Origin of the sequence: Herbaspirillum seropedicae, assembly GCF_001040945.1 — a bacterium.
GTDB classification, from domain to species: Bacteria; Pseudomonadota; Gammaproteobacteria; order Burkholderiales; family Burkholderiaceae_D; genus Herbaspirillum; species Herbaspirillum seropedicae.
This window is the reverse complement of sequence record NZ_CP011930.1, coordinates 238,323-263,860: the sequence shown is the minus strand read 5'-3', so window position 1 is coordinate 263,860 and position 25,538 is coordinate 238,323. Positions and strand designations below refer to the sequence as shown.

The 25,538-nt window shown below is 62.1% G+C and carries 22 protein-coding genes; 10 read left to right on the top strand and 12 right to left on the bottom strand.

Features of this window, described 5'->3' with window-relative positions; translation table 11 throughout:
* Positions 1 to 78: 78 nt before the first annotated feature.
* The 4 genes from ACP92_RS01255 to ACP92_RS01240 form a co-directional block, all read right to left on the bottom strand.
* Entirely contained in the window at positions 79 to 1,869 is a 1,791-nt protein-coding gene (locus ACP92_RS01255; RefSeq protein WP_013232302.1) for an acyl-CoA dehydrogenase C-terminal domain-containing protein, read from the bottom strand.
* A gap of 18 nt (positions 1,870 to 1,887) precedes the next feature.
* Positions 1,888 to 2,589 carry a TetR/AcrR family transcriptional regulator gene (locus ACP92_RS01250; RefSeq protein ID WP_013232301.1) on the bottom strand — a complete coding sequence of 234 codons (702 nt, stop codon included), beginning with the start codon at positions 2,587 to 2,589 and terminating at the stop codon, positions 1,888 to 1,890.
* 210 nt (positions 2,590 to 2,799) lie between these two features.
* The gene (locus tag ACP92_RS01245) at positions 2,800 to 3,264 is read right to left on the bottom strand and encodes a hypothetical protein (protein ID WP_013232300.1); all 465 of its coding nucleotides are present in this window, start codon (positions 3,262 to 3,264) and stop codon (positions 2,800 to 2,802) included.
* A gap of 93 nt (positions 3,265 to 3,357) precedes the next feature.
* Positions 3,358 to 3,732, bottom strand: a complete 375-nt coding sequence (locus tag ACP92_RS01240; protein ID WP_013232299.1) for an RNA-binding S4 domain-containing protein — start codon at positions 3,730 to 3,732, stop codon at positions 3,358 to 3,360.
* Positions 3,733 to 3,902: 170 nt separating this feature from the next.
* Between ACP92_RS01240 and ACP92_RS01235 the strand changes: the two genes are divergently transcribed.
* From ACP92_RS01235 to ACP92_RS01215, 5 genes are all read left to right on the top strand, one after another.
* A complete protein-coding gene (locus tag ACP92_RS01235) occupies positions 3,903 to 6,803 on the top strand; it encodes a type VI secretion system Vgr family protein (protein ID WP_013232298.1) in 2,901 nt (966 codons plus the stop codon).
* 26 nt (positions 6,804 to 6,829) lie between these two features.
* The gene (locus ACP92_RS01230; RefSeq protein WP_013232297.1) at positions 6,830 to 8,761 is read left to right on the top strand and encodes a phospholipase D-like domain-containing protein; all 1,932 of its coding nucleotides are present in this window, start codon (positions 6,830 to 6,832) and stop codon (positions 8,759 to 8,761) included.
* Between the two features lie 66 nt (positions 8,762 to 8,827).
* Positions 8,828 to 10,423: an SEL1-like repeat protein gene (locus ACP92_RS01225; protein ID WP_085943909.1), complete on the top strand. Its 1,596-nt coding sequence runs from the start codon at positions 8,828 to 8,830 to the stop codon at positions 10,421 to 10,423.
* Positions 10,424 to 10,453: 30 nt separating this feature from the next.
* Positions 10,454 to 11,122 (top strand): phospholipase D-like domain-containing protein, encoded by a 669-nt coding sequence (locus ACP92_RS24465; protein ID WP_013232295.1) that lies wholly within the window; start codon positions 10,454 to 10,456, stop codon positions 11,120 to 11,122.
* A gap of 9 nt (positions 11,123 to 11,131) precedes the next feature.
* Positions 11,132 to 12,778 carry an SEL1-like repeat protein gene (locus ACP92_RS01215; RefSeq protein WP_048348479.1) on the top strand — a complete coding sequence of 549 codons (1,647 nt, stop codon included), beginning with the start codon at positions 11,132 to 11,134 and terminating at the stop codon, positions 12,776 to 12,778.
* On the opposite strand, the gene ACP92_RS01210 is transcribed toward ACP92_RS01215, so the two are convergent.
* Positions 12,775 to 13,494 (bottom strand): FadR/GntR family transcriptional regulator, encoded by a 720-nt coding sequence (locus tag ACP92_RS01210; protein WP_041309983.1) that lies wholly within the window; start codon positions 13,492 to 13,494, stop codon positions 12,775 to 12,777. The genes ACP92_RS01215 and ACP92_RS01210 overlap by 4 nt on opposite strands.
* A gap of 251 nt (positions 13,495 to 13,745) precedes the next feature.
* Here ACP92_RS01210 and ACP92_RS01205 point away from each other — a divergent pair, with 251 nt between their 5' ends.
* The 5 genes from ACP92_RS01205 to ACP92_RS01185 are packed head-to-tail and all read left to right on the top strand — an operon-like array spanning position 13,746 to position 17,881.
* Complete coding sequence (locus ACP92_RS01205) at positions 13,746 to 14,927, top strand: alpha-hydroxy acid oxidase (protein WP_041309980.1); 1,182 nt, start codon at positions 13,746 to 13,748, stop codon at positions 14,925 to 14,927.
* A 32-nt stretch (positions 14,928 to 14,959) separates the two neighbouring features.
* Positions 14,960 to 15,643 (top strand): amino acid ABC transporter permease, encoded by a 684-nt coding sequence (locus ACP92_RS01200; protein ID WP_013232291.1) that lies wholly within the window; start codon positions 14,960 to 14,962, stop codon positions 15,641 to 15,643.
* Between the two features lie 12 nt (positions 15,644 to 15,655).
* The gene (locus ACP92_RS01195) at positions 15,656 to 16,303 is read left to right on the top strand and encodes an amino acid ABC transporter permease (RefSeq protein ID WP_013232290.1); all 648 of its coding nucleotides are present in this window, start codon (positions 15,656 to 15,658) and stop codon (positions 16,301 to 16,303) included.
* Entirely contained in the window at positions 16,287 to 17,015 is a 729-nt protein-coding gene (locus ACP92_RS01190; protein ID WP_013232289.1) for an amino acid ABC transporter ATP-binding protein, read from the top strand. Before ACP92_RS01195 ends, ACP92_RS01190 begins: the two co-directional genes overlap by 17 nt.
* 56 nt (positions 17,016 to 17,071) lie before the next feature.
* A complete protein-coding gene (locus ACP92_RS01185; RefSeq protein WP_013232288.1) occupies positions 17,072 to 17,881 on the top strand; it encodes a transporter substrate-binding domain-containing protein in 810 nt (269 codons plus the stop codon).
* 135 nt (positions 17,882 to 18,016) lie between these two features.
* Here ACP92_RS01185 and ACP92_RS01180 read toward each other — a convergent pair whose 3' ends face one another.
* The 7 genes from ACP92_RS01180 to ACP92_RS01150 all read right to left on the bottom strand — a co-directional run bounded on the left by ACP92_RS01180 (position 18,017) and on the right by ACP92_RS01150 (position 25,465).
* A complete protein-coding gene (locus tag ACP92_RS01180) occupies positions 18,017 to 19,192 on the bottom strand; it encodes an acetyl-CoA C-acetyltransferase (protein ID WP_013232287.1) in 1,176 nt (391 codons plus the stop codon).
* Between the two features lie 137 nt (positions 19,193 to 19,329).
* Positions 19,330 to 20,493 carry a phospholipase D-like domain-containing protein gene (locus tag ACP92_RS01175; protein ID WP_013232286.1) on the bottom strand — a complete coding sequence of 388 codons (1,164 nt, stop codon included), beginning with the start codon at positions 20,491 to 20,493 and terminating at the stop codon, positions 19,330 to 19,332.
* 2 nt (positions 20,494 to 20,495) lie between these two features.
* Positions 20,496 to 21,293 carry an endonuclease/exonuclease/phosphatase family protein gene (locus ACP92_RS01170; protein ID WP_013232285.1) on the bottom strand — a complete coding sequence of 266 codons (798 nt, stop codon included), beginning with the start codon at positions 21,291 to 21,293 and terminating at the stop codon, positions 20,496 to 20,498.
* A 54-nt stretch (positions 21,294 to 21,347) separates the two neighbouring features.
* Positions 21,348 to 21,851, bottom strand: coding sequence for a dihydroneopterin triphosphate diphosphatase (nudB, locus tag ACP92_RS01165; RefSeq protein WP_013232284.1), 504 nt, complete (start codon positions 21,849 to 21,851; stop codon positions 21,348 to 21,350).
* A gap of 50 nt (positions 21,852 to 21,901) precedes the next feature.
* A complete protein-coding gene (locus ACP92_RS01160) occupies positions 21,902 to 22,807 on the bottom strand; it encodes a LysR substrate-binding domain-containing protein (RefSeq protein ID WP_013232283.1) in 906 nt (301 codons plus the stop codon).
* Positions 22,808 to 22,925: 118 nt separating this feature from the next.
* Positions 22,926 to 24,155: a metal-dependent hydrolase family protein gene (locus ACP92_RS01155; RefSeq protein WP_013232282.1), complete on the bottom strand. Its 1,230-nt coding sequence runs from the start codon at positions 24,153 to 24,155 to the stop codon at positions 22,926 to 22,928.
* An 8-nt stretch (positions 24,156 to 24,163) separates the two neighbouring features.
* The gene (locus ACP92_RS01150; RefSeq protein WP_013232281.1) at positions 24,164 to 25,465 is read right to left on the bottom strand and encodes an MFS transporter; all 1,302 of its coding nucleotides are present in this window, start codon (positions 25,463 to 25,465) and stop codon (positions 24,164 to 24,166) included.
* Positions 25,466 to 25,538: the final 73 nt, after the last annotated feature.

The following is a 25,538-nucleotide window of genomic DNA, read 5'->3' as shown; positions in this document are numbered from 1 at the left end:
TGACGGCATGCCGGGCCGGATTGCGCTAGATCAACGCCGCACGCCGGCGCTGGGCCCGCGTGCGGCAGGGTGTTGCGCTCAGAACAACTCTGCGTCCAGCGCCATGAGGTTGGCGGCGCCCGAACGGGCCTGGCGGATCAGCATGGCGGTCTCCGGCAGCAGGCGCGCGAAGTAGAAGCGCGCCGTGGCCAGCTTGGCGGCGTAGAAGCTGTCGCCGCTGTCCTGCTTTTCCAGTGCGATCTTGGCCATGCGGGCAAACAGGTACGAGAACACCAGGTGGCCCACCACGCGCAGGTAGGGCACGGCGGCAGCGCCGGCCTCGTCCTGGTTGGCGAAGGACTTCATGCCGATTTCCATGGTCAGCTTGGTGACCTTGTCGCCGATGTCGGCCAGCGGGGTGATGAACTCGGACATGGACTCATCCGTGCCATGTTCTTCCACGAAGGCCTGGATCTGCGCGCCGAATTTCTTCAGCTTGGCGCCGTTGTCCATCAGGATCTTGCGGCCCAGCAGGTCCAGCGACTGGATGGTGTTGGTGCCTTCGTAGATCATGTTGATGCGGGCGTCGCGCACGTATTGCTCCATGCCCCACTCGGCGATGTAGCCGTGGCCGCCATAGACCTGCAGGCACTCGGAGGTGGCCATCCAGGCATTGTCGGTCAGGAAGGCCTTCACCACCGGGGTCAGCAGGGCCACGATGTCGGCGGAGTCCTTGCGCACTTGCTCATCAGGATGGGTCAGTTCCTTGTCCAGCTCCAGCGCGACATAGGACGTGAAGGCGCGTCCCCCTTCGGCGAAGGCCTTGGCGGTCAGCAGCATGCGACGCACATCGGGATGCACGATGATCGGGTCGGCCGGCTTGTCGGCGGCCTTGATACCGGACAGGCTGCGCATCTGCAGGCGGTCCTTGGCATACACCAACGCGTTCTGGTAGGCCACTTCGGTCAGGCCCAGGCCTTGCATGCCCACGCCCAGGCGGGCCGCGTTCATGAACACGAACATGGCCTGCAAGCCCTTGTGCGGCTGGCCGATCAGCCAGCCGGTGGCGCCGTCCAGGTTCATCTGGCAGGTGGCGTTGCCGTGGATGCCCATCTTCTCTTCGATAGCGCCGCAGAAGATCGGATTGCGCGCGCCCAGCGAGCCGTCGGCATTGGGCAGGAACTTGGGCACCAGGAACAGCGAGATCCCCTTGGAGCCTTCCGGCGCATCCGGCAGGCGCGCCAGCACCAGGTGGATGATGTTGGCGGAAACGTCGTTTTCACCAGCGGAGATGAAGATCTTGTTGCCGGTGATCTTGTAGGAACCGTCCGCCTGCGGCTCGGCCTTGCTGCGCAAGAGGCCCAGGTCGGTGCCGCAGTGCGCTTCGGTCAGGCACATGGTGCCGGTCCATTCGCCCGAGACCAGCTTGGGCAGGTAGAGCTGCTTCTGTTCTTCCGAGCCGTGCGCATGCAGGCACTCGTAGGCGCCGTGCGAGAGGCCGGGGTACATGGTCCAGGCCTGGTTGGACGAGTTCAGCATCTCGTAGAAGGAGTTGTTGATCGTCAGCGGCAGGCCCTGGCCGCCGAATTCCGGGTCACAGGACAAGGCCGCCCAGCCGGCTTCCACGTATTGCTGGTAGGCCTGCTTGAAGCCCTTGGGCGTGGTCACGGTCTTGCTCTCGCGGTCGTAGTGGCAACCCTCGCGGTCCCCCGAATGGTTCAGCGGGAACAATACCTGTGAAGCGAACTTGCCGCCCTCTTCCAGCACCTGGTCCACCAGTTCACGGTTGGTGTCGGCATGCGGCGGCAGTTCCTTGAAGACTTCCTCGACATTGAGCAGCTCGTGCAGCACGAACTGCATGTCGCGCAAGGGGGCGTTGTATTGGGGCATGAATGTCTCCGTACGGGTTTAGGCTGCCTTCCTGGCGGCCGATTTTGAATGCTTGGCGGGGGTGCTGCTGAGGCTGTCGCTGCCCTGCGGGCGATAGCTGCCGATGAGACGGCGGAAGCTCGCTTCGGCGCGTTCGACGCTGCCCGGAATGTGCAGGAAGCGCGCATCGTGATGCAGGGCCAGGATCAGGCCATACATCTCGTAGACCATCTGGCTGACATCGACTTCCGGGCGCAGGTGGCCGGCGTCGATGGCCTGCTGGATGCAGCGCTCCAGCGCATCGCGCCAGGCCTGCACCATGGCCACCAGGTGATCACGGATGGCGCCGGGGCGGTCGTCGTATTCGACGGCGCCGCTGATGTAGATACAGCCCAGCGCGATTTCCACCGTGACCTGCTTGACCCAGCGCGCGAACATCGCCTCCAGGCGCGGCAGGCCGCGCGGCTCCTTGATGGAGGGATAGAAGACATCGGCTTCGAAACGGTTGTGATACAGGCGCACGACCTCGATCTGCAAGTCCTCGCGCGAGCCGAAGTGGGCGAAGACGCCGGACTTGCTCATCTTCATCTTCTCGGCCAACAGGCCAATGGTGAGGCCTTCCAGGCCGTCGCGGCTGGCCAGTTCCAGCGCCACATCGAGGATGGCGGCGCGGGTCTGCTCACCCTTGCGCAGGAACTTGGGGCGGGCGGGCGCGGTGGTCACCTTGCTTGTCTCTGTCATCGTTATCTCTTTGCTATCCGCCCCCGGGCGGGACGGGAAGGAACCGTGTCGACGGGCGCGGCTTGCGTGGCCGCTGCCTCATGGACGCATGAACTATTCTTCATGCAGAATTTATTCGAACGATCGTACTATTATTCATCGCGCCGCAAAAGTCAAACAAAAAATCGGGCGGCCTTGCGCGCCTGGCGAGCGGGCTTTCCTGGCGGCAAGCTAGCCTGGCGAGGCGGGCGGCGACGTGGTGGCGCCCAGCAGGTCGTGGGCGTCCAGCAGGGCGTAGACGATGGTGGGATTGTTTTCCAGGCACTTGCGGATGGCGGCCGGAATGGTGTCGCGGGTCTTGCGGCACAGGCCCGGTTGCTCGGCCAGATGGATCTGCAGGCCGCGCACGGTGCGCACCTCGTTGGGACCGGGGCTGATGTGCAGGTGGATGCCGAGGTTCTTGCGCATGAGGGCGCCCACATGCAGCAGCTCCTCATAGCTAGCGATGCGGAAGATGCGTTCGATCAGGCGCTTTTCTTCCTCGCGGGTCAGCATCAGGATCCGCGCCTCGGGCGCATGCAGGCATTCCAGCAGCGCTTCGCGCTGGCAGTCGCAGGCGCCGGGCGGGCATTCCTTGCGGATGGGCCGCGCCGCCGGCATGGGCTGCATGGAGTCGGAAGAAACAACCTGAGACATCTGCACCTTCGCACCTACGTTGGAGAAAAGACAGGCCTGGGAGATCGGCCCTCATCTTACAACGAGCCCAGGCTGCGGTGGCAGCGCCTGCACTCAGGATGAGGAACGGTCCAGCAGGCGACGGTCGCGCTTGGTCGGCCGCCCCTTGATCTCGGCCGAGGGCTCGCGGAACAGGCGATGGCGCTCGGCCTGGGCGGCGCGGCGGGCGATGCTCTCTTCGGTTTCCTGGTAGAGGGTGGCGGCAATGGCCGCCGAGCCGCGCTTGTCGGCGATGCCGGTGACCAGCACTTCCCATTCGGTGGCGCCGTTGTCGACGTCGAGGCGGTCGCCGGCCTTGACGTTGTGGGCCGGCTTGGTGCGCTCGCCGTTGAGCCGGATGCGGCCGCGTTCCACGGCTTCGGTGGCCTGCGAACGCGTCTTGAAGAAGCGTGCGGCCCAGCACCATTTGTCGATGCGGGTGGTGTCCATGTCAGGATGAAAATTGATCGATAGCGGTTAATTATCGATATTTTTTGAATCATTCGCACAAGAAAATCGGGACTTCCTCTCTTTTATGGCGCCATCTCATTTCCAGCGGACCGCCGCCGGTATGGTAGACGGCTTTCTCAACCGTACCAGAGCTGCCATCCGGTCCCGCCATGACAGACCATTTTGCAACCATCACCGCGGCTTTCGCCAGTGCCATTCTTTCCCAGAATCTGCGTCCCATCCGGCTACGGTGGGGTCCACAGGAGCAACGGTTTGAACAATCGCTGCTGCTGCAGCGCGTCGACATCCAGGAGACCTTGCTGGAAGGCATGCAGGTGCAATTGACCTGCGTGTCGACCGATCCCGATTTGCCTCTGCATACCCTGCTGGGGCAGCCGCTGGGCGTGGAGATGGTGACCGACCGAGGCCGGCTGCATCACACCAATGGCCTCATCACGGATGCCTGCGCCGGCCATGCCGATGGAGCGCTAAGGGTTTATCAATTGACGATGCGGGACGCGCTTTCGATCATGGAAGGGCGTGTCAACACCCGCATCTTCCGCCGACTGAGCGTGCCAAGCATCCTCGAGATCCTGCTCAGCGAGTGGCGTCAACGCAGCTCTACCTTGGCCGCGGCGTTCAAATTCGATCTTGACGGTCTGGACGACACCCGCTATCCGGCTCGCGAGATCAGCCATCAGTTCAACGAGTCCGATGCGCATTTCATCAGGCGCCTGTGCCGGCGCGAAGGTATCGCCTGGTATGTCGCCAGTGGCCAGCAGGCTGACGAAACCGCCATCGCGACCCACGCGGACATACCGATCCACACGCTGGTCTTCTGCGATCAGCCAGCCTTGCTGCCCCGAGCCGCCGCGGGCACGGTGCGCTATCACCGCGATGGCGCCACTGAAGAGCGCGACGCCATCAGTGCGTGGAGCCGCCAGCGCAGTCTGGTGCCTGGCAGCGTATGGCGCCGCAGCTGGGATTACAAGGCTGTGCGCGCGGAGGAAGCAAGCAGCCACAGCATAGTGGACCAGGGCGACGCAGGGTACAAACTGGCGAACATCCTGCGCGACGGACTGATCGAAGCGCCGCACGCAGCCGATAGTCAAAATGACCATCTCCGCCTGGCAGATACGCGCATGCTGGCGCACGAGGCCCGAAGCGAATCCTTCGACGCCAGCGGCACGGTGCGTGACCTTGCAGTGGGGCACTGGTTCCTGCTTGACGGACATCCTGATATGCGGGGCCAGAAACCCGCCCAGCGCGAGTTCCTCGTCACGTCCTTGCAGCAGCAGGCCGAAAACAATTTCCCAACGGTGCTGCAGGATGCCATACGGAGGCTGGCGCCGGCGTCGCCCTGGAAAAATCTGGCGCATAGTGCAGCGGACCTGCGCTACCGCAACCAGCTTACCTGCAGGCGCCGCACCGCGCCGCTGGCACCTCACTACGATCCTCGGCTGCATCTGCCGCCCGTTCATCCGATCACGGCGCTTGTCGTAGGTCCCTCAAAAGAGGAGGTGTACTGCGACGAACTGGGCCGCATCAAGGTGCAACTGCAGGGCCTGCATCCCGAAGACCATGCTCATGCCCAAGGTGCGGGCGCCAGCGGACATGAGCAGGACAGCGCCTTCGTACGCGTATCAAGCGCCTGGGCCGGCGCAGGTTATGGGCACGATGCCGTGCCAAGGGTGGGGATGGAAGTGCTGATCGATTTCCTTGGCGGCGATCCCGACAAGATGTTCGTGGCAGGCGTACTTCACAACGGCATCAATCTGCCTGCGCGCTTCAGCCACAGCGGCAGCTTGCCGGGCAATCGCTTCCTCTCGGGCATCAAGACCAAGGAGATCGGCGGGGCGCGCTATAACCAGTTGCGCCTGGATGACAGCCCCGGCCAGATCAGCACGCAGCTGGCCAGCGAGCACCAGCACAGCCAGCTCAATCTGGGCTATCTGACCGAACCTCGTCACGGCGGACGAGGCGAAGACCGCGGCGAGGGCCTGGAAGCGCGAACCGATGGGCATGGCGTGATGCGCGCTGCCAAGGGTGTAATGATCACGGCGCAGAGCCAGGATCGTGGGCGCGGTCGCATGCTGGAGCGCGCTGCCCTGCTAGAGACGCTGGACAACCTGCAGGAACTGGCACAACGCCTGAGCCACGATGCCGCCCGGCATCATGCCGAAGCGACTGACGTGGCACAGCTGGAGCGCATCAGGGCACAACTGCGGGCGTGGGATGCTGGCGATGTCGCCAACGGGGCAGTGCGCGCCGAAACGCCGATGGTGGCGGTCGACGCACCGGCTGGCGTGAGCATTACGAGCCAGGACACCATGGTGCTGGGCGCAGCACAACACATTGACTTGGTCAGCCGGGCCAATACCCAACTCAGCGCAGGGCGCCGGCTGCTGATGCGAGCCGGCGAGATGCTCAGCGCCTTTGCAGCCAAACATATGAAGCTTATCAGCGGCAAAGGCAGCATCAAGATCCAGGCCCATGAGGAGCATATCGACCTCAGTGCCGCACGCCGCATTTTGCTGGAAGCCAGCGAAGAGATCATCCTGCAGGCCCCCAAGATCAGCATCCGCTCGCGCGAGACCACGGAAGTCGCGGGAGGAGGCAGCTTCAGTCGCTGGAACGCCAGCGCCATCGAACATGGCACCTCAGGCGAGTGGCGGCAGCAGGCGGCCATGCATCACGTCCTGGGGCCCGCCAATTGCCCGCCGCCCGACATCCCGCCCCCGCCGACCTATGAAGAATTGCAGCAGAGCAGCAGTTTGATGGTTCGCCTGCGCAGTCACGCACGCGACGGGAGGCTACTGGCGCACCAGCCGTACACGCTCTTCAAGCAGGGTGAGCAGATTGCAGTGGGGGTCACCGACGCAGCAGGACAATTACGCATCAAAGACCATCAGCCAGGCGATGACAGCTATTCCGTCAGGCTATCCAATGGCTACCACTTCGACTTGCCGGTTCAAGAGGAACTCGGCGATCTAGACCACCAGCTGGCTGCATCAGGCTATCGCAGCGCCGAAACCGACTCTGAGAGCCGGCTGCGCCATGCCGGCGCCTGAATCTTTTACAACTCAGGAGCCCCATCATGACCCAGACTCACCACCCAAGCAGCGTCCCTCTTAGTCTGCGCAAACGAAGCGCCACCGCAACAGCGCAATGGCTACTGGAGCGCGCAGAAGACAGCAACTCCCCGATCTATCACGCCAACCAGCTCGAAGTGCTGATCTGTGGCAAAGAGGGCTTTGCCCGTATCCTGCAAGACATCCGCCGGGCGCGACATAGCGTGGAGATCATCTGCTGGGGCTTCGATCCCGCCATGGAACTGGAGCGCAACGGCGATACCTGGCCTCGCGGCCCGACCTGGGGTGACTTGCTCAGGGAAGTCGCGGCCGGCAAATACAACAACGGCAAGCCGGTCGAGGTGCGGGTGCTGTGCTGGCGCGAGAACCTGGCCTCCACCATGGCAAAGAATACGCCGGGTTACGGCACACTTAACGCGGATCAGGTCAAGCGCATCCGGCATCACGAGCGCCTATCCGGGAAGCCGCACGACACGGGCCTCACGCCGCAGGAGCGCCGCCACCACTTCAATGCACTCTGGTTCTCTGACGCCACTCATGGTATGCATCCGCATCTCACCTTCAAGGTCCGTACGGGCGATGCTGACAAGGTCCGGCAGAGTCTTAAAGAAGAGAAGTCGACCAACCTGACGATGGTGGAGCATCACACACTGGTTCAAGTATCGACTGCCCATCAAAAAACGATACTCATCGACTACGACCATGCAGACGGAGAACACGCCGTCGGTTACGTGATGGGATTGAACAGCGTCACAGATTACTGGGATACCAGAGAGCACTTGTTTTACGATCCGCGTCGTGGCCATTCGTGGGAAGGCGGCGGAGATGATTTACCCGGACTGAAGCCTTTACAAGATTACGCCTGCCGCATTTGCGGCGAGACCCTCATCAGCGTGAGCAAGAACTTCGTCGACGCCTGGAACCGGGTGGCCACCGCCAACCAGAAAATCAAGCGTACGCATGATCTGCGATCACCACCAGCAGGGCTCAAGAAAAGCGCCAACAATTCCACCCACCGGGCTCAAATCGTGCGTACACAACCGGAGGAAGGCGACAAGACCATCCAGCGACTGTATCGACAAGCGACCAGCTTCGCTTCCAACTACATCTACATCGAGAACCAGTATTTCCAGTACACAGAGTGGGCGAAGTATCTCAAGCAGCTGCGGCGTGATTTCATCGCCGCCTGGAAGGCGGCTGGACAACCAATGAAGAAACTTCCCGATCTGCATGTCTTCATCGTCATCCCCACCCCAGAGCGCACGCAGATGGTGCCGGCCACGCATGACACCGTCAAGGCACTCGGGCATGGCGCTTCGATGCCTAATCAGGACAAGGAATTAGAACGAGAACTAGCGGAAGAAAGGGCTCATCAGGAACGGATGAAGGAAGTGGAGAGGCATGAGTTCAAGGAGAGGGAAGATGGCGCCCCGCCAGAACTGGTGCGCAAACCGAAGGCACTGACTCCCAACACCAATCCCAGAAGCAATGCAGACATTGCCAAGGAACTCGATTCGCTCGGCATCAAAACTCTCGTGGCCAGTCTGTGGACCTACGATCACGACGGAGTCAGCAAGGGCGAGAAATATCGGGAGATCTACATCCACAGCAAGCTGATGATCATTGACGATGCCTTCTTTACGCTAGGCAGCGCCAATCTCAATCTGCGCAGCATGGCCGTGGATGCTGAGATCAATATCGGGTGTGATGATCCTCGGTTGAGCGAGAAACTGCGGCGGGAGGTGTTCTCTTTGCACGCAGGAAATTCAGAGCAAAGTGATGGTGGAGACGGAAGCAGCACTTCCATTGCGAATACGTTCATTTTATGGGAGCGCCTGCTAATCACCAACAAAGTTAAAAGAGAGGAGAAGAACTCCCCAGTGGGTTTCTTGATTCCTTTCGAGGATAAGAGAACTTCCAAGATCCGTTTCGCCTGAGAACAACAAATGGTCAATGGATTTCATGGCTTCCGTGTCGCAGTCTCTACCTATCCGAAAAGCTGCTTGGTCACACTGATCACAATCTTTTTTACAGCGTGTTCTATGAATGACTTTACTCGTAATATGCCACTGGCAGCCTTCGATCCTCACTCAAGGGAGTTTTCCTGCAAATATGAGAAAGATAGCGAACCCATCCTTGATGAGCAAGCTGAAGACTGGTTCCGGGAGGGAATGGCCGTTACCAGCAATGACTTGTGGCCGGACGACAGAGACTATAAGAGAGCTGCCTCCTTATGGAAGAAAGCAGCACAGAAAAACCACTGGAAGGCAATGCTGAACTTGGCCGGACTCTACTTGGACGGCCGGGGAATCTTGCGAGATACTGAACAAGCAGTTGTTCTTGTCGAAGACGCCATGAAAATGGGCGTCCCCAGAGCTTACGAATTAATGGGCCGGTACCACATGAACGGCACTGGCGTGCAACAGAACGCAACACGCGCCTATGCGTTCTGGGCCCTTGCCGCCAATCTGGGCGATGCAGAAGCTCAGGCATATCTGGGCGGCAAACTCAATGCAACTTACGACGATGCCAATGGCTCGTTTTGGGGCAATAAATCTATCGCTCTTCAAATGCTCCGTTGTAGCTACGCGCAGGAAAATGCTGAAGCCAGCTTGAATCTAGGTGTGAGTTTGAACGTCAATGGAAAGTACGAGGACGCCCTAAATATCTTGCATGATGGAGTCAGATTTGGAAGCAAGGGCAGCGCGAACTATCTGGCAGCCAGTTTCTTGATCCATACAGAACTAACCGGACAGCACGTTGACCAAGATCGAGCCGAGCGCTACAAGGCCATCGGAGATCTGCTCCGCCTCAACCCCGACCTCCGCCTCCCCAACCTCGACAAGGTTCTCCCTCTTCCTCCCGCGGTCCTCCCCTATTGGGATGGCGACAAGCAGACCCTGATCGATGGCGCCAAGCCCGTCAAAACAGCCTCACTGGATGACATCAAGCCCTCTCCCGCCTCGCTGCGTCAGGGCCGCGCTCATATCCCCGATGGACTTGTCCTCCCTGACGAGCCGCAAGGTGGCCACCTGATCCAGCATCTGCACACCGATGCCATCATCAGCGGCTTTTGGCTCGCCCAATTGGCCAAACCTTACACACCCAAGCAAGTCGCCTGGAATGCTGCGCAGGTACCGATGTACTACGCGCTGGGCGAATCCTTCACAGCCCCTGAAGACATTACAAAAGATGACGGCGTTCTTCGTTTCCACTATCTCGGCACACCCATTCCAAAATCTCTAGCAGAACGATATGTCCCTGACTGGCGTGTGCCACAAGGTGTGCTGCGTGAGGTCCCCGTTCCTTCTCGCGAGTTACGCTCCAGCGGCTTACTCCCTGCACCTGCTACGGGTATCTGGCATGGGACCATCGATCCGGCCCATTCTCTGAGCAAGGTCTTCAACTTGTGGACGCGCCAGGCCTACGTGGAAGAAGGTCAATCCTTCCCTGATCCACGTGAGCGTGGCTTGGATATTTCCCCGAAAGATATCCAGTGGCAATGGCTCGATCAGGCAAATCAGCCTCTGCCATCGGGGCGCAAGGACATCACCATCCGTAACTTCGATCCTGCTGACACAGCAAAAAATCATCCCTAGATTGCAATCCCCACCCCGGAGCGCACGCAGATGGTGCCGGCCTCGCATGACACCGTCAAGGCACTCGGGCATGGCACTTCAATGCCCAATCAGGACAAGGAATTAGAAAGCGAATTGGCGAGAGAAAGGGCTCATCAGGAACGGATGAAGGAAGTGGAGAGGCATGAGTTCAAGGAGAGGGAAGATGGCGCCCCGCCAGAACTGGTGCGCAAACCGAAGGCACTGACTCCCAATACCAATCCCAGAAGCAATGCAGACATTGCCAAGGAACTCGATTCGCTCGGCATCAAAACTCTCGTGGCCAGTCTGTGGACCTACGATCACGACGGAGTCAGCAAGGGCGAGAAATATCGGGAGATCTACATCCACAGCAAGCTGATGATCATTGACGATGCCTTCTTTACGCTGGGCAGCGCCAATCTCAATCTGCGCAGTATGGCCGTGGATGCTGAGATCAATATCGGGTGTGATGATCCTCGGTTGAGCAAGAACTTGCGATCACGAGTTTTCACTATGCACACGGACGATGCGATCAGATGCAATGGCGGAGACGGAGGCCATCACGCTATTCAGGAAGCATTTGATGCTTGGGTCAAATTACTGTCTGAGAACAGGATAAGCAAAGACGACCAAAAACCTTGCAAGGGTTTCCTTATCCCCTTCGAAGATAAGCGCACATCCAATATGCGAATCGCATAACCCCTGCCCATGCTAACGATCTTCATCAGAAAAATCAAATTAGGCGGCACCACCATAGGGGTCGTTTTGTTGTCACCAATCGTATTCTTTCTTCTGATATCAATGTTCATGCATAAGCTTCCCCGCAATATGGCCCTCAAGGCATTCGATCCTCATCGCAAAGAGTTTCCCTGCAATTACGAGAAGTACAGCGAGACTCCTCTTAACGAAGAGGCGGAAACTTGGTTCAGAGAAGGCCTGGCAGCCACCAGCTTTGATCTATGGCCAGACGACCGAGATTACGTGAAAGCGGCAAAGCTATGGAGTAAATCCGCAGAAGAAAAGCACTGGCAAGCAATGCTGAATTTGGCCAGCTTATACATCCAAGGGAAAGGGGTGGGGAAAGATACGGAGCGAGCGGTTTCACTCGTTGAAGAAGTAATGAAGATGGGAATTCCTCGTGCCTTTGATTTTATGGGGACCCTGCATATCAATGGTACCGGTGTGAGGCAAGATGCGACTCGCGCGTATGCCTTCTGGTCTCTGGCAGCTGAAATGGGAAGTGCTGACGCCCAGGCATACCTCGGCGAAAGACTCAATGCAAGCCGTGATGACCCCGCACGCGAGACCTGGGGAAACAAGGCTCTCGCTTACAAGCTGATGGAATGCGCCCATGCCCAAGAAAACGGAAGAGCTGCGTCGATCTTGGGACTTAGCCTTGGATTGGACGGCGACCAGCAACGAGCCCTCAACATTTTGCATGACGGTGTGAAATTCGGTAGCGAAAAGAGCGCAATCTTCCTTGCCGTCAGCTTTAGAGCGGGTGATGCGACGGCCCAACACCAGGTAGACCAAGATAGAGGAGATCGCTATGGGGCCATCGCTCATCTGCTCCGCCTCAATCCCGACCTCCGCCTCCCCAACCTGGACAAGGTTCTCCCTCTACCCCCTGCCATCCTCCCCTACTGGGATGGCGACAAGCAGACCCTGATCGATGGCGCCAAGCCCGTCAAAACAGCCTCCCTGGCGGACATCAAGCCCTCTCCCGCCTCGCTGCGTCAGGGCCGCGCTCATATCCCCGATGGACTTGTCCTCCCTGACGAGCCGCAAGGTGGCCACCTGATCCAGCATCTGCACACCGATGCCATCATCAGCGGCTTTTGGCTCGCTCAATTGGCCAAACCTTACACACCCAAGCAAGTCGCCTGGAATGCTGCGCAGGTACCGATGTACTACGCGCTGGGCGAATCCTTCACACCCCCTGAAGACATTACAAAAGAGTCCGGCGTTCTTCGTTTCCACTATCTCGGCACACCCATCCCCAAATCTCTAGCAGAACGACATGTCCCTGACTGGCGTGTGCCACAAGGTGTGCTGCGTGAGGTCCCCGTTCCTTCTCGCGAGTTACGCTCCAGCGGCTTACTCCCTGCACCTGCTACGGGTATCTGGCATGGGACCATCGATCCGGCCCATCCTCTGAGCAAGGTCTTCAACTTGTGGACGCGCCAGGCCTATGTGGAAGAAGGTCAATCCTTCCCCGATCCACGTGAGCGTGGCTTGGAAATTTCCCCGAAAGATATCCAGTGGCAATGGCTGGATCAAGCCAACCTGCCCCTGCCGTCAGGGCGCAAAGACATCATCATCCGCAATTTCTCGCCTGCGGTCAGCACAAACTAGGCGTCGCGCCGCGTCATGGTGCTCATGGTCCGCTTGAGCGACATCTTCAGATGCCGCTGCATGGCCGCCTGTGCCTGGATGGCATCGCGTGCTTCGATGGCTTCCAGGATCTCGCGATGTTCGTGCAGGGCGGTCAGCCAGCTGTCTTCCGGCTCGTAGTGATCCAGCAGCTTGGCCGAGATCGGATCCTGGCGTTCGTCGTAAAGCCGGGCTACGGTCTGTACCAGCACGTCGTTGCCGGTCATGCGGGCAATACGGATGTGGAAGTCGCGGTCGGTCGCAGCCGGACTCTGGCCGGCCTGGCATTCACGCTCCATGGTGTCATAGATGGCGCGCAGCGCCTTGATGTCGCGGGGCTTGGCCAGCGGCGCCACCAGCGCCACGATCGCGCCCTCGAAGATCGCCCGCGCACCCATGATGTCGCTCAGGCTGTTGCCCATTTCCTTGTCCGGCGCCGGCTCTTCCTGCTGCCCCGGTGGCGCTGCCTGGGTCAGGTAGACCCCGGAGCCCATGCGGATTTCCACCCGCCCTTCCAGCTCCAGCGCGACCAGCGCCTCGCGGATCGATGGCCGCGACACACCCAGTTGTTCGGCCAGCGCCCGCTCAGGCGGCAGCCGTCCCTGGCTGGTGAAGCCGGGCTGATACATCACGGTGCGCAGGCGATCGGCAATCTGCAGGTACAAGCGGCGGGAGTCGGTCGGTTTCTGGCTGGCCATCGTTTGGACTGATCGGGTGGGACCCTGCAAGCTGTCCTTAGAGACAGCTTGCAGGATTGACTGTTGGCGATTGTCTCACAAGCTGTGGGATCACAATTGGCTTTACCAATTCGAAAACAATAAAAACTATTTGCTTTTGGCCTGACCAGTTAATACACTGCCGAGCAAGCCACATGAGCCACATGAGCCACATGAGCCATGTGAGCCGTCAATCAACAGGATGTCCACCACGCCTTATCGGGAGAGTCGGATTGAAACGTCGCCTATACGCCGGAGCGGATGTGCAACGCGCCCAGAGCATCGAAGAACTGCGGGCCATGGCGCGCAAGCGGGTGCCCAATTTCTGCTTCGAATACGTCGAGGGCGGGGCCGAGGAAGAAATCAGCCTGCGCCATAACCGCGAGGTCTTCACCCGCATCGGTTTCCTGCCGCGCACGCTGGTGGACGTCTCGGTGCGCCGGCAGGGGCGCAGGCTCTTCGGCCAGGACATCGCCTCCCCCTTCCTGATCGGTCCGACCGGATTCAGCGGCCTGCTGGCGCGCGAGGGTGATGTCGCCATGGCCAGCGCCGCCGCCTCTGCCGGAGTGCCCTTCGTCTTGACCAATGTATCGACCACCTCGCTGGAAGAAGTGGTGCGCCGCTCAGGCGCGCAGGTGTGGCAGCAGGTCTACCTGTACCGCGACCGTGCATTCGTGGCCAGCGTCGCGCAGCGGGCGCAGGCAGCCGGCATCGGCGTGCTGGTGCTCACCACCGACAGCGCCGTCTATGGCAAGCGCGAATGGGATGCGCGCAACTTCAGCAGCCCACGCCGCCTGGACTGGCGCAACAAGCTCGACGTGCTGCGCCATCCGCGCTGGCTCATCGACATCCTCTATCCGCACGGTTTCCCCCGCTTCGCCAATCTGGGCGATCTGCTGCCGCCGGATCAGACCAGCGTGCGCGGTGCGGCCGCCGCCATCCTGGGCCAATCGCTGTCAGCGGCGCTGGACTGGGCTGATGTGCAATGGCTGCGCGGCATCTGGCCGGGCAAGCTGGTCTTGAAGGGTGTGATGCAGGTAGAGGATGCGCAACGCGCCGTGGCGCTGGGGGTGGATGGCATCGTCCTCTCCAACCACGGCGGGCGTCAGCTCGATGGCGCACTCTCGACGATGGACGTGCTGCCCGAGGTGGTGGCGGCCGTGAAGGGGCAACTGACCGTGATGCTCGACGGCGGCTTCCGGCGCGGCGCCGACATCGTCAAGGCCATTGCGCTGGGCGCTGACGCCGTCCTGCTGGGGCGCGCCACCACCTATGGCCTGGCGGCGGGCGGGCAGGCTGGTGCGACGCGGGCGCTGGAGATCCTGCGCAGCGAAGTGGATCGGGTGCTGGCCCTGCTGGCCTGTCCCGATATCGACCAGCTCGATGCAAGCTACCTGCGCCGCTTGCAGGCCTAGGCATCGCCCGATCATCCGAGCGAGGAGCAGACATGCATTACGAATTCGATTTCGCCAGCGTGGCCGCCCATTGGCCGCTGCTGCTGCAGGGCGCCTGGACCACGGTCCAGCTGTCCTTCCTGGCCACGCTGCTGGGTTTCGTGCTGGGCGCCGCCTGCGCGGTGGCGCGCGGCAGCCGGCATGGCTGGCTGCGCGCGGCCGTGAGCGGCTATGTCGAGCTGATCCGCAATACGCCCTTGCTGATCCAGTGCTACTTCCTGATCTTCGGCCTTTCCTCGGTGGGCGTGACCATGCCTATCATGGCCGGCGCCACGCTGGCGCTGGTCATCAACATCGGCGCCTATAGCTGCGAGATCGTCCGCGCCGGCCTGGAGTCGATCCATCACGGCCAGCTTGAAGCAGCCAGCTGCCTGGGACTGTCGCCCGCGCAGGTGTTCTGGCACGTGGTCCTGCTGCCGGCGGTGGAGCGGGTCTGGCCGGCCCTGACCAGCCAGTTCGTCCTGATGATGCTGGCCTCCAGCATCCTCTCATCGGTGGGTGCCGAGGAATTGCTGGGCGTGGCCAATCGGGTGCAGTCCGATACCTTCCGCAACTTCGAGGTGTTTCTGCTGTTGTGGGCCGCCTACCTGGCGCTGGCCTGCCTGATGCGGGCCGGCTTCTGGCTGCTGGGGCAACTGGTCTTCACGCGCCGGCGCAAGCTGGGCACGCCGCTCTGAGTGAGGCCGGCCATGTCCGAAGAACAATTGCTGTCCTTGCTGCAGGGGGCCTGGGGCACGGTCCTGCTGTCAGGCCTGACGCTGCTGCTGGGCGGGATGGCCGGCCTGGCGCTGGCGCTGGCCCGGGTCTCTGCGCTGCGGCCCTTGCGGCGACTGGCCGCCGCCTGGATACAGCTGATCCAGGGCACGCCGCTGCTGGTCCTGATGGGTGTGTGCTTCTATGGGCCGGCGCTGGCCGGCGTCGGCACGGTCGAGGCCTTGCCGGCAGCCGCCACGGCCATGCTGATCTATACCAGCGCCTTCCTCGGAGAGATCTGGCGCGGCTGCATCCAGTCGGTCCACAAGAGCCAGTGGGAGGCCGCCGAATGCATCGGCCTGAGCCGCTGGCAACGCATGCGCATGATCGTGCTGCCGCAAGCCCTGCGCATGGCCACGCCGCCCACGGTGGGCTTTGCGGTGCAGGTCATCAAGAACACCTCGGTGGCATCGCTGGTGATCGGCTTTGCCGAACTTTCCTATAACGCCAAGGTGCTCAACAACTCCACCTTCCAGCCCTTCCTGTATTTCGGCAGCGCCGCGCTGCTGTACTTCGCCATGTGTTATCCCTTGTCGCGCTGGAGCCGGGCGCTCGAAAGGAAACTCCATGCACACCGTCGTTGAACTACAAGGCGTCCACAAGCGATTCGGCAGCAACACCGTGCTGCGCGGCGTCTCCTTTCAGGTTGCACGCGGCGAGGTGGTGGCCATCATCGGCAAGAGCGGATCGGGCAAGAGTACCGCCCTGCGCTGCATCAACCGGCTGGAGCAGATCGATGCCGGCCAGATCAGCGTCTGCGGCCATGCCCTGCACGCTGCGGGGCTGGACCTGCGCGGCTTGCGCCGCGACGTCGGCATCGTCTTCCAGGGCTATAACCTGTTCCCGCACCTGACGGTGCTGCAGAACATCACCCTGGGTCCGACCGCGGTCAAGCGCATGCCAGCCGATCAAGCGCAGACGCTGGCGCAGCAAGTGCTGGCGCGGGTGGGCCTGGCCGACAAGGCTGGCGCCTATCCCGAGCAATTGTCGGGCGGCCAGCAGCAACGCGTGGCCATCGCCCGTTCGCTGGCGTTGCAGCCGCAACTGATGCTGTTCGACGAGGTGACCTCGGCGCTTGATCCTGAACTGACCGGCGAGGTGCTCAAGGTCATGGAGCAGATGGCCAGCGAGGGCATGACCATGATTCTGGTGACGCATGAGATGGCCTTTGCGCGCCGTGTCGCCGACCAGGTCATCTTCATGCATCAGGGCCAGGTGTGGGAACAGGGCGGCCCCGAGATTCTCGATGCGCCCGTCACGCCGGAACTGCGCAGCTTTGTCGGCACCGGTCTATGAGCTTTCTCTTCCCCGCTGGCGTTCTACCCTAACACTCATCAAACAAGGAGCGAGACATGCATTCCCCCTCATCCCCTGCCCGGCGTGTACAGATGGCTTTGTTGGGCCTGTTGCTGCTGGGCGCTGGTGCGGCGCAGGCCGATCAGCTCGATACGATCCTGGCCGCCAAGAAGCTGCGCGTGGCCATCGACCTGGCAGTGCCGCCCTACAGCATGAAGGACGACAAGCTCAGGCTGATCGGCTCCGATGTCGAGACGGCCCAGCGCATGGCCAAGGACTTTGGCCTGGAACTGGAAGTGGTCCCGACCACGCTGACCAATCGCGTGCCCTATCTGCAGACCAACAAGGCCGACATCGTCATCTCGGCTTTCTCAATCACGCCCGAGCGTGCCAAGGTCATCGATTTCTCCGTCCCGTATGCGCCCATCCTGGTCGTGGTGGGCGCGCCCAGGAGCATGAAGATCACCAGCCCGGCCGACCTGGCCGGCAAGAAGATCATTGCCACGCGCGGCACCACCAACGACCAGGAACTGACCAAGATCGCGCCATCCTCGGCCACCATTACCCGTTTCGACGATGACGCCACCTCGATGACCGCCATGGTCAGCGGCCAGGCCGACATCTGGGCGACCTCGCCCATGCTGCTGAAGGTGGTCAATCAAAAGAATCCGTCGCGCGACATCGAGAGCAAGCTCACGCTCAAGGCCAATCTGCTGGCGGTAGGGCTGCGCAAGGGAGAGCCGCGGCTCAAGGAAAAGATCGACGGCTGGATCCGCACCAACCTGAGTAATGGGGAACTCAATACGATCTACAAGAAATACCACGAGGCGGAGTTGCCGCCGGAAATCCTCCATCCGGCCAGTTGAACTGGTGCGGGCATAGCGCCCAAAAACTAAGAAACTAAAAAACTTAAAAAACTAAAGAGCTAAAAAACCAAGAAAAATAAAAAACGCCGGCTCGCAAGCCGGCGTTTCCTCATTGCAACAAGCGGGTCTACAGAATCAACGCTCCACCGCCAGCGCCACGCCCATGCCGCCACCAATACAGAGGCTGGCCAGACCCTTCTTGGCGTCACGGCGCACCATCTCGTGCAGCAGGGTCACCAGCACGCGGCAGCCCGAGGCGCCGATGGGGTGGCCCAATGCGATGGCGCCGCCGTTGACGTTGATCTTGCTGGTGTCCCAGCCCATCTGCTTGTTCACCGCAATGGCCTGCGCGGCGAAGGCTTCGTTGATTTCCATCAGGTCCAGGTCCTGCGGGGTCCAGCCGGCCTTCTTCAGGGTCAGCTGCGACGCCGGCACCGGGCCCATGCCCATGATGCTGGGGTCCAGGCCGGCCGAGGAGTAGGCCTTGATCTTGGCCAGCACCGGCAGACCCAGCTCAGCAGCCAGCTTGGCCGAGGTCACCACCACGGCGGCGGCGCCATCGTTGATGCCCGAGGCGTTGCCGGCCGTCACCGTACCGGCCTTGTCGAAGGCCGGGCGCAGCGTGGCCAGGGATTCGGCGGTGACACCGTGCTTGACGAACTCGTCGGTGTCGAAGACCACGGTTTCCTTCTTGCCCTTGATTTCGATGGGCACGATCTCATCCTTGAACTTGCCGGCCTTCTGGGCGGCTTCTGCCTTGTTCTGCGAGGCGGCGGCGAAGGCGTCCTGCTCTTCGCGGCTGATCTCGAACTTCTTGGCGACGTTCTCGGCGGTAATGCCCATGTGGTACTGGTTGTAGACGTCCCACAGGCCATCGACGATCATGGTGTCGGTGAGCTTGGCGTCGCCCATGCGGAAACCGTCGCGCGAGTTGTTCAGTACGTGCGGGGAGGCGCTCATGTTTTCCTGGCCGCCGGCGATGACGATCTGGGCGTCGCCGCAACGGATGGCCTGGGCCGCCAGTTGCACGGCCTTCAGGCCGCTGCCGCAGACCTTGCCGACCACGAAGGCCGGGACCATGTCGGGCAGGCCGGACTTGATGACCGACTGGCGCGCCGGGTTCTGGCCCAGGCCAGCCGTCAACACCTGGCCGAGGATGACTTCGCTGATCGCTTCGGGCTTGATGCCGGTCTTGGCCAGCAAGGCCTTGATGACTTGCGCACCCAGATCGGCTGCCGCAATCTTCGACAAGGCTCCGCCGAATTTGCCGATCGCCGTTCTCTGTGCTGCGACAATGACCACATCATCCATAACTCGCTCCTTTTATTAGAAATTGACGGGAAGCCGCTGGGCTCCCCGCCGGAAACCGGAGCGGTCATCTTATTCCATTTCAGCGGGGAATGCGATACGGTGAATTTTCGGTAAATCAAGCGGACGCCAAATATATCTCAGGCATCTTTTCCCAGCGTGATGATGTGAATTACCGTCCGATAGAGGAGGAAGGCCGCACCATAGGCTGCGCGCTTGTACCAGGGCACGTGCATGAAGTCGGCCAGATGCACGACGCGGCCCTGGGTGGCGCCCGCTTCGATCTCCTGGCGCAGGAAGCCGGCGAAGGCCGGGTCCTGGACCACCACGTTGGCTTCCTGATTAACAAACAGGGACAGCCCATCGTAGTTGCTCGACCCGACCGTGGCCCATTTGTCATCGACCACGGCCACTTTGGCATGCAATTCGGTGCGGGTATATTCGATGATGCGCACGCCCGCGCGCAAGAGCTTGGGATAGAAGGAGTGGGCCACGGCATCCTGCATCATGAACTGGCCCACGCCCAGCAGCAGGGTGACCTTGACGCCGCGCATGGCGGCCTCTTCCAGCGCCCGGCGCATCTTGCGACCGGGGGCGAAATAGGGATTGGCGAGGAAGGCGCTCTCGCGGGCGCGGCCCAGCGCCTGCAGGTAGGCGCGCTGGATGGTGCGGCGATTGCGGAAGTTGTCGCGCACCACCAGGGCGGCCTGGGTCTGATCATGCACGGGGCCGCTATGGCCGTGGCGCAGGCGCTTGAAGTTGCGCCACCGCGCCTTCAGTTTCATGTGACCTACGCGTAGCCACTGGGCCTGCACTTCACGATAGATCTCCTGCACCAGCGGCCCGAGGATGCTGACCGCGAAATCCCAGCGCGGCGCCGGCAGCGGCGTCATGTGGTCGCGGTCAGAGACCATGTCGTCATTGATGTTGAGGCCGCCCACAAACGCCACCTGGCGATCCACCACGCACAGCTTGCGATGGCTGCGCGCCACGCCGCGCCGGAACCAGGGGTTGAACGAACGATGCTGCACGCCCGCCGCGCTCAGGGCCAGATGCAATTTGTTAGTATTTTCCCGGCCGGTGCCCAGCCAGTCATTGATGACATAGACCACGACGCCTCGTCCTGCGGCTCGTTGCAGGGCTTCGCAGACTAGCACGCCGGTGTCGTCCAGCGAGAAAATATAAGTTTCCAGGTAGATCTCGACGCGCGCCGCATCGATGGCGCTGATCAGGGCGGGATAGAAGCCCGCGCCGCTATGCAGCAGCGCGATCTGGTTGCCGTCGGTAAAGGTCAGGTGGCGCAAGATCAGGCCAGGTGCAGTTCGGTGACGATAGGGGCGTGGTCGGACAGACGCGCCCACGGTCCATCCTTCAAGACCTCCGCAGTTTCCACGCGGAAACCGCGCACGTAGATGCGGTCCAGCCGCAGCCACGGCATCATGGCCGGGAAGGTGCGCGCCGGGCGGATCGGGGCGGACAAGCCGCCGAGTCGGCGCAGGCCCTGCATCACGCCGCGCGCGTTGGGTTGCGGCTGGTCGAACACTTCGGTCACGCCCAGGTTCTGGTAGAGCGTGCGGCTCAACTGGTTGGTCCAGTCGTTGAAGTCGCCGGCGATCAACAAGGGCGCATCAGGGGGCGAAGAGGTGCTGACGGCCTGGATCAGCGCGTCGATCTGGCGGCGGCGGCCACCCGCGAACAAGCCCAGGTGGATCACGTAGCAATGCACCTCTACGCCCTCCACCGGCACCACGCAATGCAGGATGCCGCGTGACTCGTAGGCGTGGTCCGAGACATCCTGGTTGCGGATGGATGCGATTTCAAAGCGCGAGATCAGCGCATTGCCGTGGTGGCCGTGGTCATAGACGGCGTTCATGCCGTAGGCGGCGTGATGGGTGTCGCCGGCCAGGTATTCGTGCTGGCCTTGCTGCGGCCAGTTGGAGGCGTGGCGCAGGGCGTTGAGATCGTGGCGGCCCTGCACTTCCTGCAGGAACAGGATGTCCGGGTCCAGTTGCGCCAGCGCCTGCTTGAGCGCCAGGATGCGCGGACGACCGGCGAAGGAGGTCACGCCCTTGTGGATGTTGTATGTGGCAACACGCAGCTTCATCGATGCAACCTTTCTCTTGTTCTTGTCCGGCGCCGGTCTCGCGCGAAGCGCTGGCTAGGTGCCGAGGTAGCGCGGCAACTGCAGGATCGCCTCGGCATTGGAGGGCGAGAAACAGCGGTCGGCGGCTTCGCGATAGGGCAGCCAGACATGGCGGGTATGTTCGCGCGGGGCCAGCGTCACCGGAATGTCACGCGGCACCAGGAGGCCAAAGACGTGCTCGGTGTTCCTCGTCACGCCCGGCGCATAGCGGTGCCGCCAGACCGGATAGATGTCATAGATGTTGGAAAGTTGCCAATCCCGCAGATGCGCCCGCGGGACGCGGTTGGACTCACCATGGACAGAGTCTACGCCGGCGTCGGCCACCACGATGCCGGTTTCTTCCTCGACTTCGCGTCGGGCGGTCTCCGACAAGGGCTCATCCAGGCTGTCCTTGGAGCCGGTCACCGACTGCCAGAAACCGGGCTGGTCGGCGCGCTCGATCAAGAGCACATGCTGGTCGGCGCTGTGGATCACCACCAGCACCGATTCGGGAATCTTGTAGGGCTTGGCTTGCGTCATGGCCTGTCCGTGATGCGGGAAAGCCCTCATTGTATCGGGACGGGGCCGTTTCAGAGCAGCGTGGATTCGCTCTCGGCCACCAGCCAGCTGCGGAAGGCGCGTGCGGCGGCGTGTTCGATGCGGTCACGCGGCCACACGGCGTAGTAGCCGCCGCCCAGGCTGGCGCTGGCCTGGCAGGCGCGCACCAGCAGGCCCTGCTCCATGCAGGCGTCGATCATGTGGCGCCAGGCCAGCACCACGCCCTGCCCTTCCATGGCCAGCTGCAGCAGCACCGGATATTGATTGGAGAGGATCTGGTGTTCGATGCGCACATCCGGCATGCCATTGTGCGCCATCCAGTTCTGCCAGGACATCCATTGGCGCTGGCCATCCTCGAGGGTCAACAGGGTCTGGTGGCGCAGGTCCTCTGGCGCCAGCAGGCGTCCATCCAGGTAGCCCGGCGAGCAGACCGGGAAGACTTCCTCGTCATACAGCCGGCGCGCGGCCAAGCCGGCGGGCGGGCCATCGCGCAGGAAGTAGATGCCCATGTCGAAGTCGGTTTCCGAGAGCTGGGCCAGGCTGTCGTTGACGACCAGGCGCAAGTGGCAATCCGGATGCCGGGCGCGAAAGCGCGCCAGCCGCGGCGTGAGCCAGAGCACGGCCACGCCCTGCGAGCAGGCCACCGTGAGTTCCTGGTGCCCCTTGCGCTTCATGATGTCTTCGGTGGCTTCGGCGCAATCGACCAGCAGGCGCTGCACCAAAGCGGCATAGCGCTGCCCGCTGACGGTCAGTCGCAGCGCACGCGGCTCGCGCAGGAACAGCTTCTTGCCGAGGAAGCGCTCCAGCTGGGCGATCTGGCGGCTGATGGCGCTTTGCGTAAGATGCAGCTCGGCGGCGGCGCGGGTAAAGCTGCCATGGCGCATGGCGGCCTCAAAGGCGATCAGCGAGGGCAAGGGGGGAAGTGGCGATATACGCATGGTCGGCGCTCCAGCTCGAAAGGTCTCCAGATCGAGATGGTAGAGCGAAAAGCATGCCCGCCGCAGCTTTCCTGTTGCTGGTGGAAAGCCGCGGCGAAAAAAGACGCAGCGCTGGGAGTCAGCGGCTGCGGTGGATGTGGCCTGCCTGCATGACCAGACAGAGGTGCTCGCCCTGGCCGGTGAGGAGCGTGATGTCCTGCAGCGGGTTACCGTCGACCACGATCAGATCGGCCAGCGCGCCGGCGCGCACGGTGCCCAGCTCGCCTTCGCGCTGCAGGATGGCGGCGGCAATCGAAGTCGCCGAGCGGATGGTTTCCAGATTGCCCAGGATCTCGGCGCGGATGATGAACTCCTGCGACTGGTCCTGATGCATCTCACCCAGCAGGTCGGAACCGAAGCCCATCTGCACGCCGTGCTCGGCATAGATGCGCAGCGAGTCGCGGCCAGCCTGGCGCACCGATTCGATCTTGGCCACCGAATCTGGCGGCAGCCCCAGGCGAGCGCCATCGCGGGCCAGCGAATCGTAGGTCACCAGCGTAGGCACCACGAAAGCGCCGTGTTCGTGCATCACGCGAGCGGCTTGGGCATCGACCAGGTTGCCGTGCTCGATGGTGCGCACGCCGCAACGCACGGCGCGGGCAATCGCGCGGCCGGTGTAGGCATGCGCCATCACATAGGTCTGCGCGGCTTCGGCTTCGGCCACGATGGCGCGGATTTCATCTTCGCTGTATTGGGTATTGCCGATGGGATCGGTGGGCGAAGCGACGCCGCCCGAGGCCATGATCTTGATCTGGGTCGCGCCCTTCTGCAATTCTTCGCGAGCGGCCAGGCGCACCGCATCCACGCCATCGGCCACGCGCGCAATGGCGCCGGCACGGAAGGCGCAGGAACAGGGCTCCAGCACATCGGAGCGCGGGCGGAAGTCACCATGGCCGCCGGTCTGCGACAGCGCCTTGCCCGAGGGGAAGATACGCGGCCCTGGCACCAGGCCGATGGCAATGGCTTGCGCCAGGCCCCAGTCGGCGCCGCCGGCGTCGCGCACGCTGGTGAAGCCGCGGTTCAACATGGCTTCGACGATGGGCAGGGCGCGGATCGACGTCAGCGAACCGGGTTGCAACGCGTTCAGCCCCAGGTTGGCCAGCGAGGCCAGCACGTGGACGTGGCAATCGATCAGGCCCGGCATGACGGTCTTGCCGGCCACGTCGATCACGCGCGCCCCACTCACCTCCAGCGGGGTGGCGGAGACATCGACGATGCGGTCTTTGTCGATCAGGACATCATGGCGCGGGAACAGGCTGCCGAGTGCGGGATCGAGGACGTTACCGCCCTTCAGGAGAATCTTGGTCATGGCAAAACTCAATGTGGTTGCAGATACTGCGGCTCACGCACGAAGCGGGTGCCGACGAAGCTGATGGCAGCGGCGATCATCACGTAGAAGGCGGGGGCCATAGTGCTGCCGGTGGCGGCGATGAGCCAGGTGATGAAGAAGGACGCAAAGCCGCCGAAGATGGTCACGGCCAGGTTGTAGGCCACCGACAGGCCGGTGGAGAGCACCTTGGCCGGGAACAGTTCGGAGAACGCCGCCAGGATGGGGCCGGTATAGGCCGCGATCAGGGTGCCGAAGACCAGCTGGAAGATCAGCAGCGTCGACAGGCTGGGAGCGCTGTTGATGTAGGCGAACATGGGATAGGCCAGCATCAGGATCAAGGCCGCCGAGCCGGAGAGCAACGGACGGCGCCCGATGCGGTCGGCGAGACGGCCGACGATGGGGGCCAGCACCATGATGCAGAGACCCCCTACCATGCCCGCGATGAAGCCGGTGGTCTGCGGCAGCTTCAGGACCTTGACCGAATAGGTCGGCATGTAGAACAGCAACACGTAGGTGCAGACCGTCCACAGGATCACCATGGAGAAGCTGGCCGAGGTCTCGCGCGGGAAGTTGCGGATCACTTCCTTCAAGGGTGAATCGGTCTTGTCCTTTTCTTCGAGGAAGGTCGGGGTTTCTTCGAGGTGATGACGGATGTAGTAACCCACCGGGCCAATGATGATGCCCAGCAGGAAGGGCAGACGCCAGCCCCAGCTGGCCAGCGCTGCGGCGTCCAGGCTGGCGGTGACGAAGGTGCCGACGGCCGCACCCAGCAGCACAGCCACGCCGATGCTGGCCTGGATCCAGCTGGAGTAATAGGCGCGCTCGCGCTCGGGAGCGTATTCGGTGAGGAAGGCGGTGGCGCTCCCCATCTCGCCACCGGCCGAGAAGCCTTGCAGCAGCCGCGCCACGACAATGATCAGCGGCGCGAACAAGCCGATGCTTTCATAGGTCGGGGCCAGGCCGATCATGGTGGTGCCCACGGCCATGAGCAGGATGGTGACCGACAGCGCGGCCTTGCGGCCCACGCGGTCGGCATAGATGCCCAGCAGGATACCGCCCACCGGGCGCATGAAGAAGCCGACGCCGAAAGTGGCCACGGCCAGCAGCAGCGAAGTCAGGTCATTGCCGGTCGGGAAGAACAGCTTGGCGATGATCACTGCGAAAAAACTGTAGACGGTGAAGTCGAACCATTCGAGACCGTTGCCGATGACAGTGGCGACGATAGCCCGTCGGCGCTGCTGGTTGCTGACCGACACAATCCCGTCGGCTGGTAATGTACTTGCCTGCATGCTCTCCCCTCATGTTGGACGTTGGATGTTCGGCCGATGATAGGGTGAGCGGGAGGCCGGCGGAAATGATATC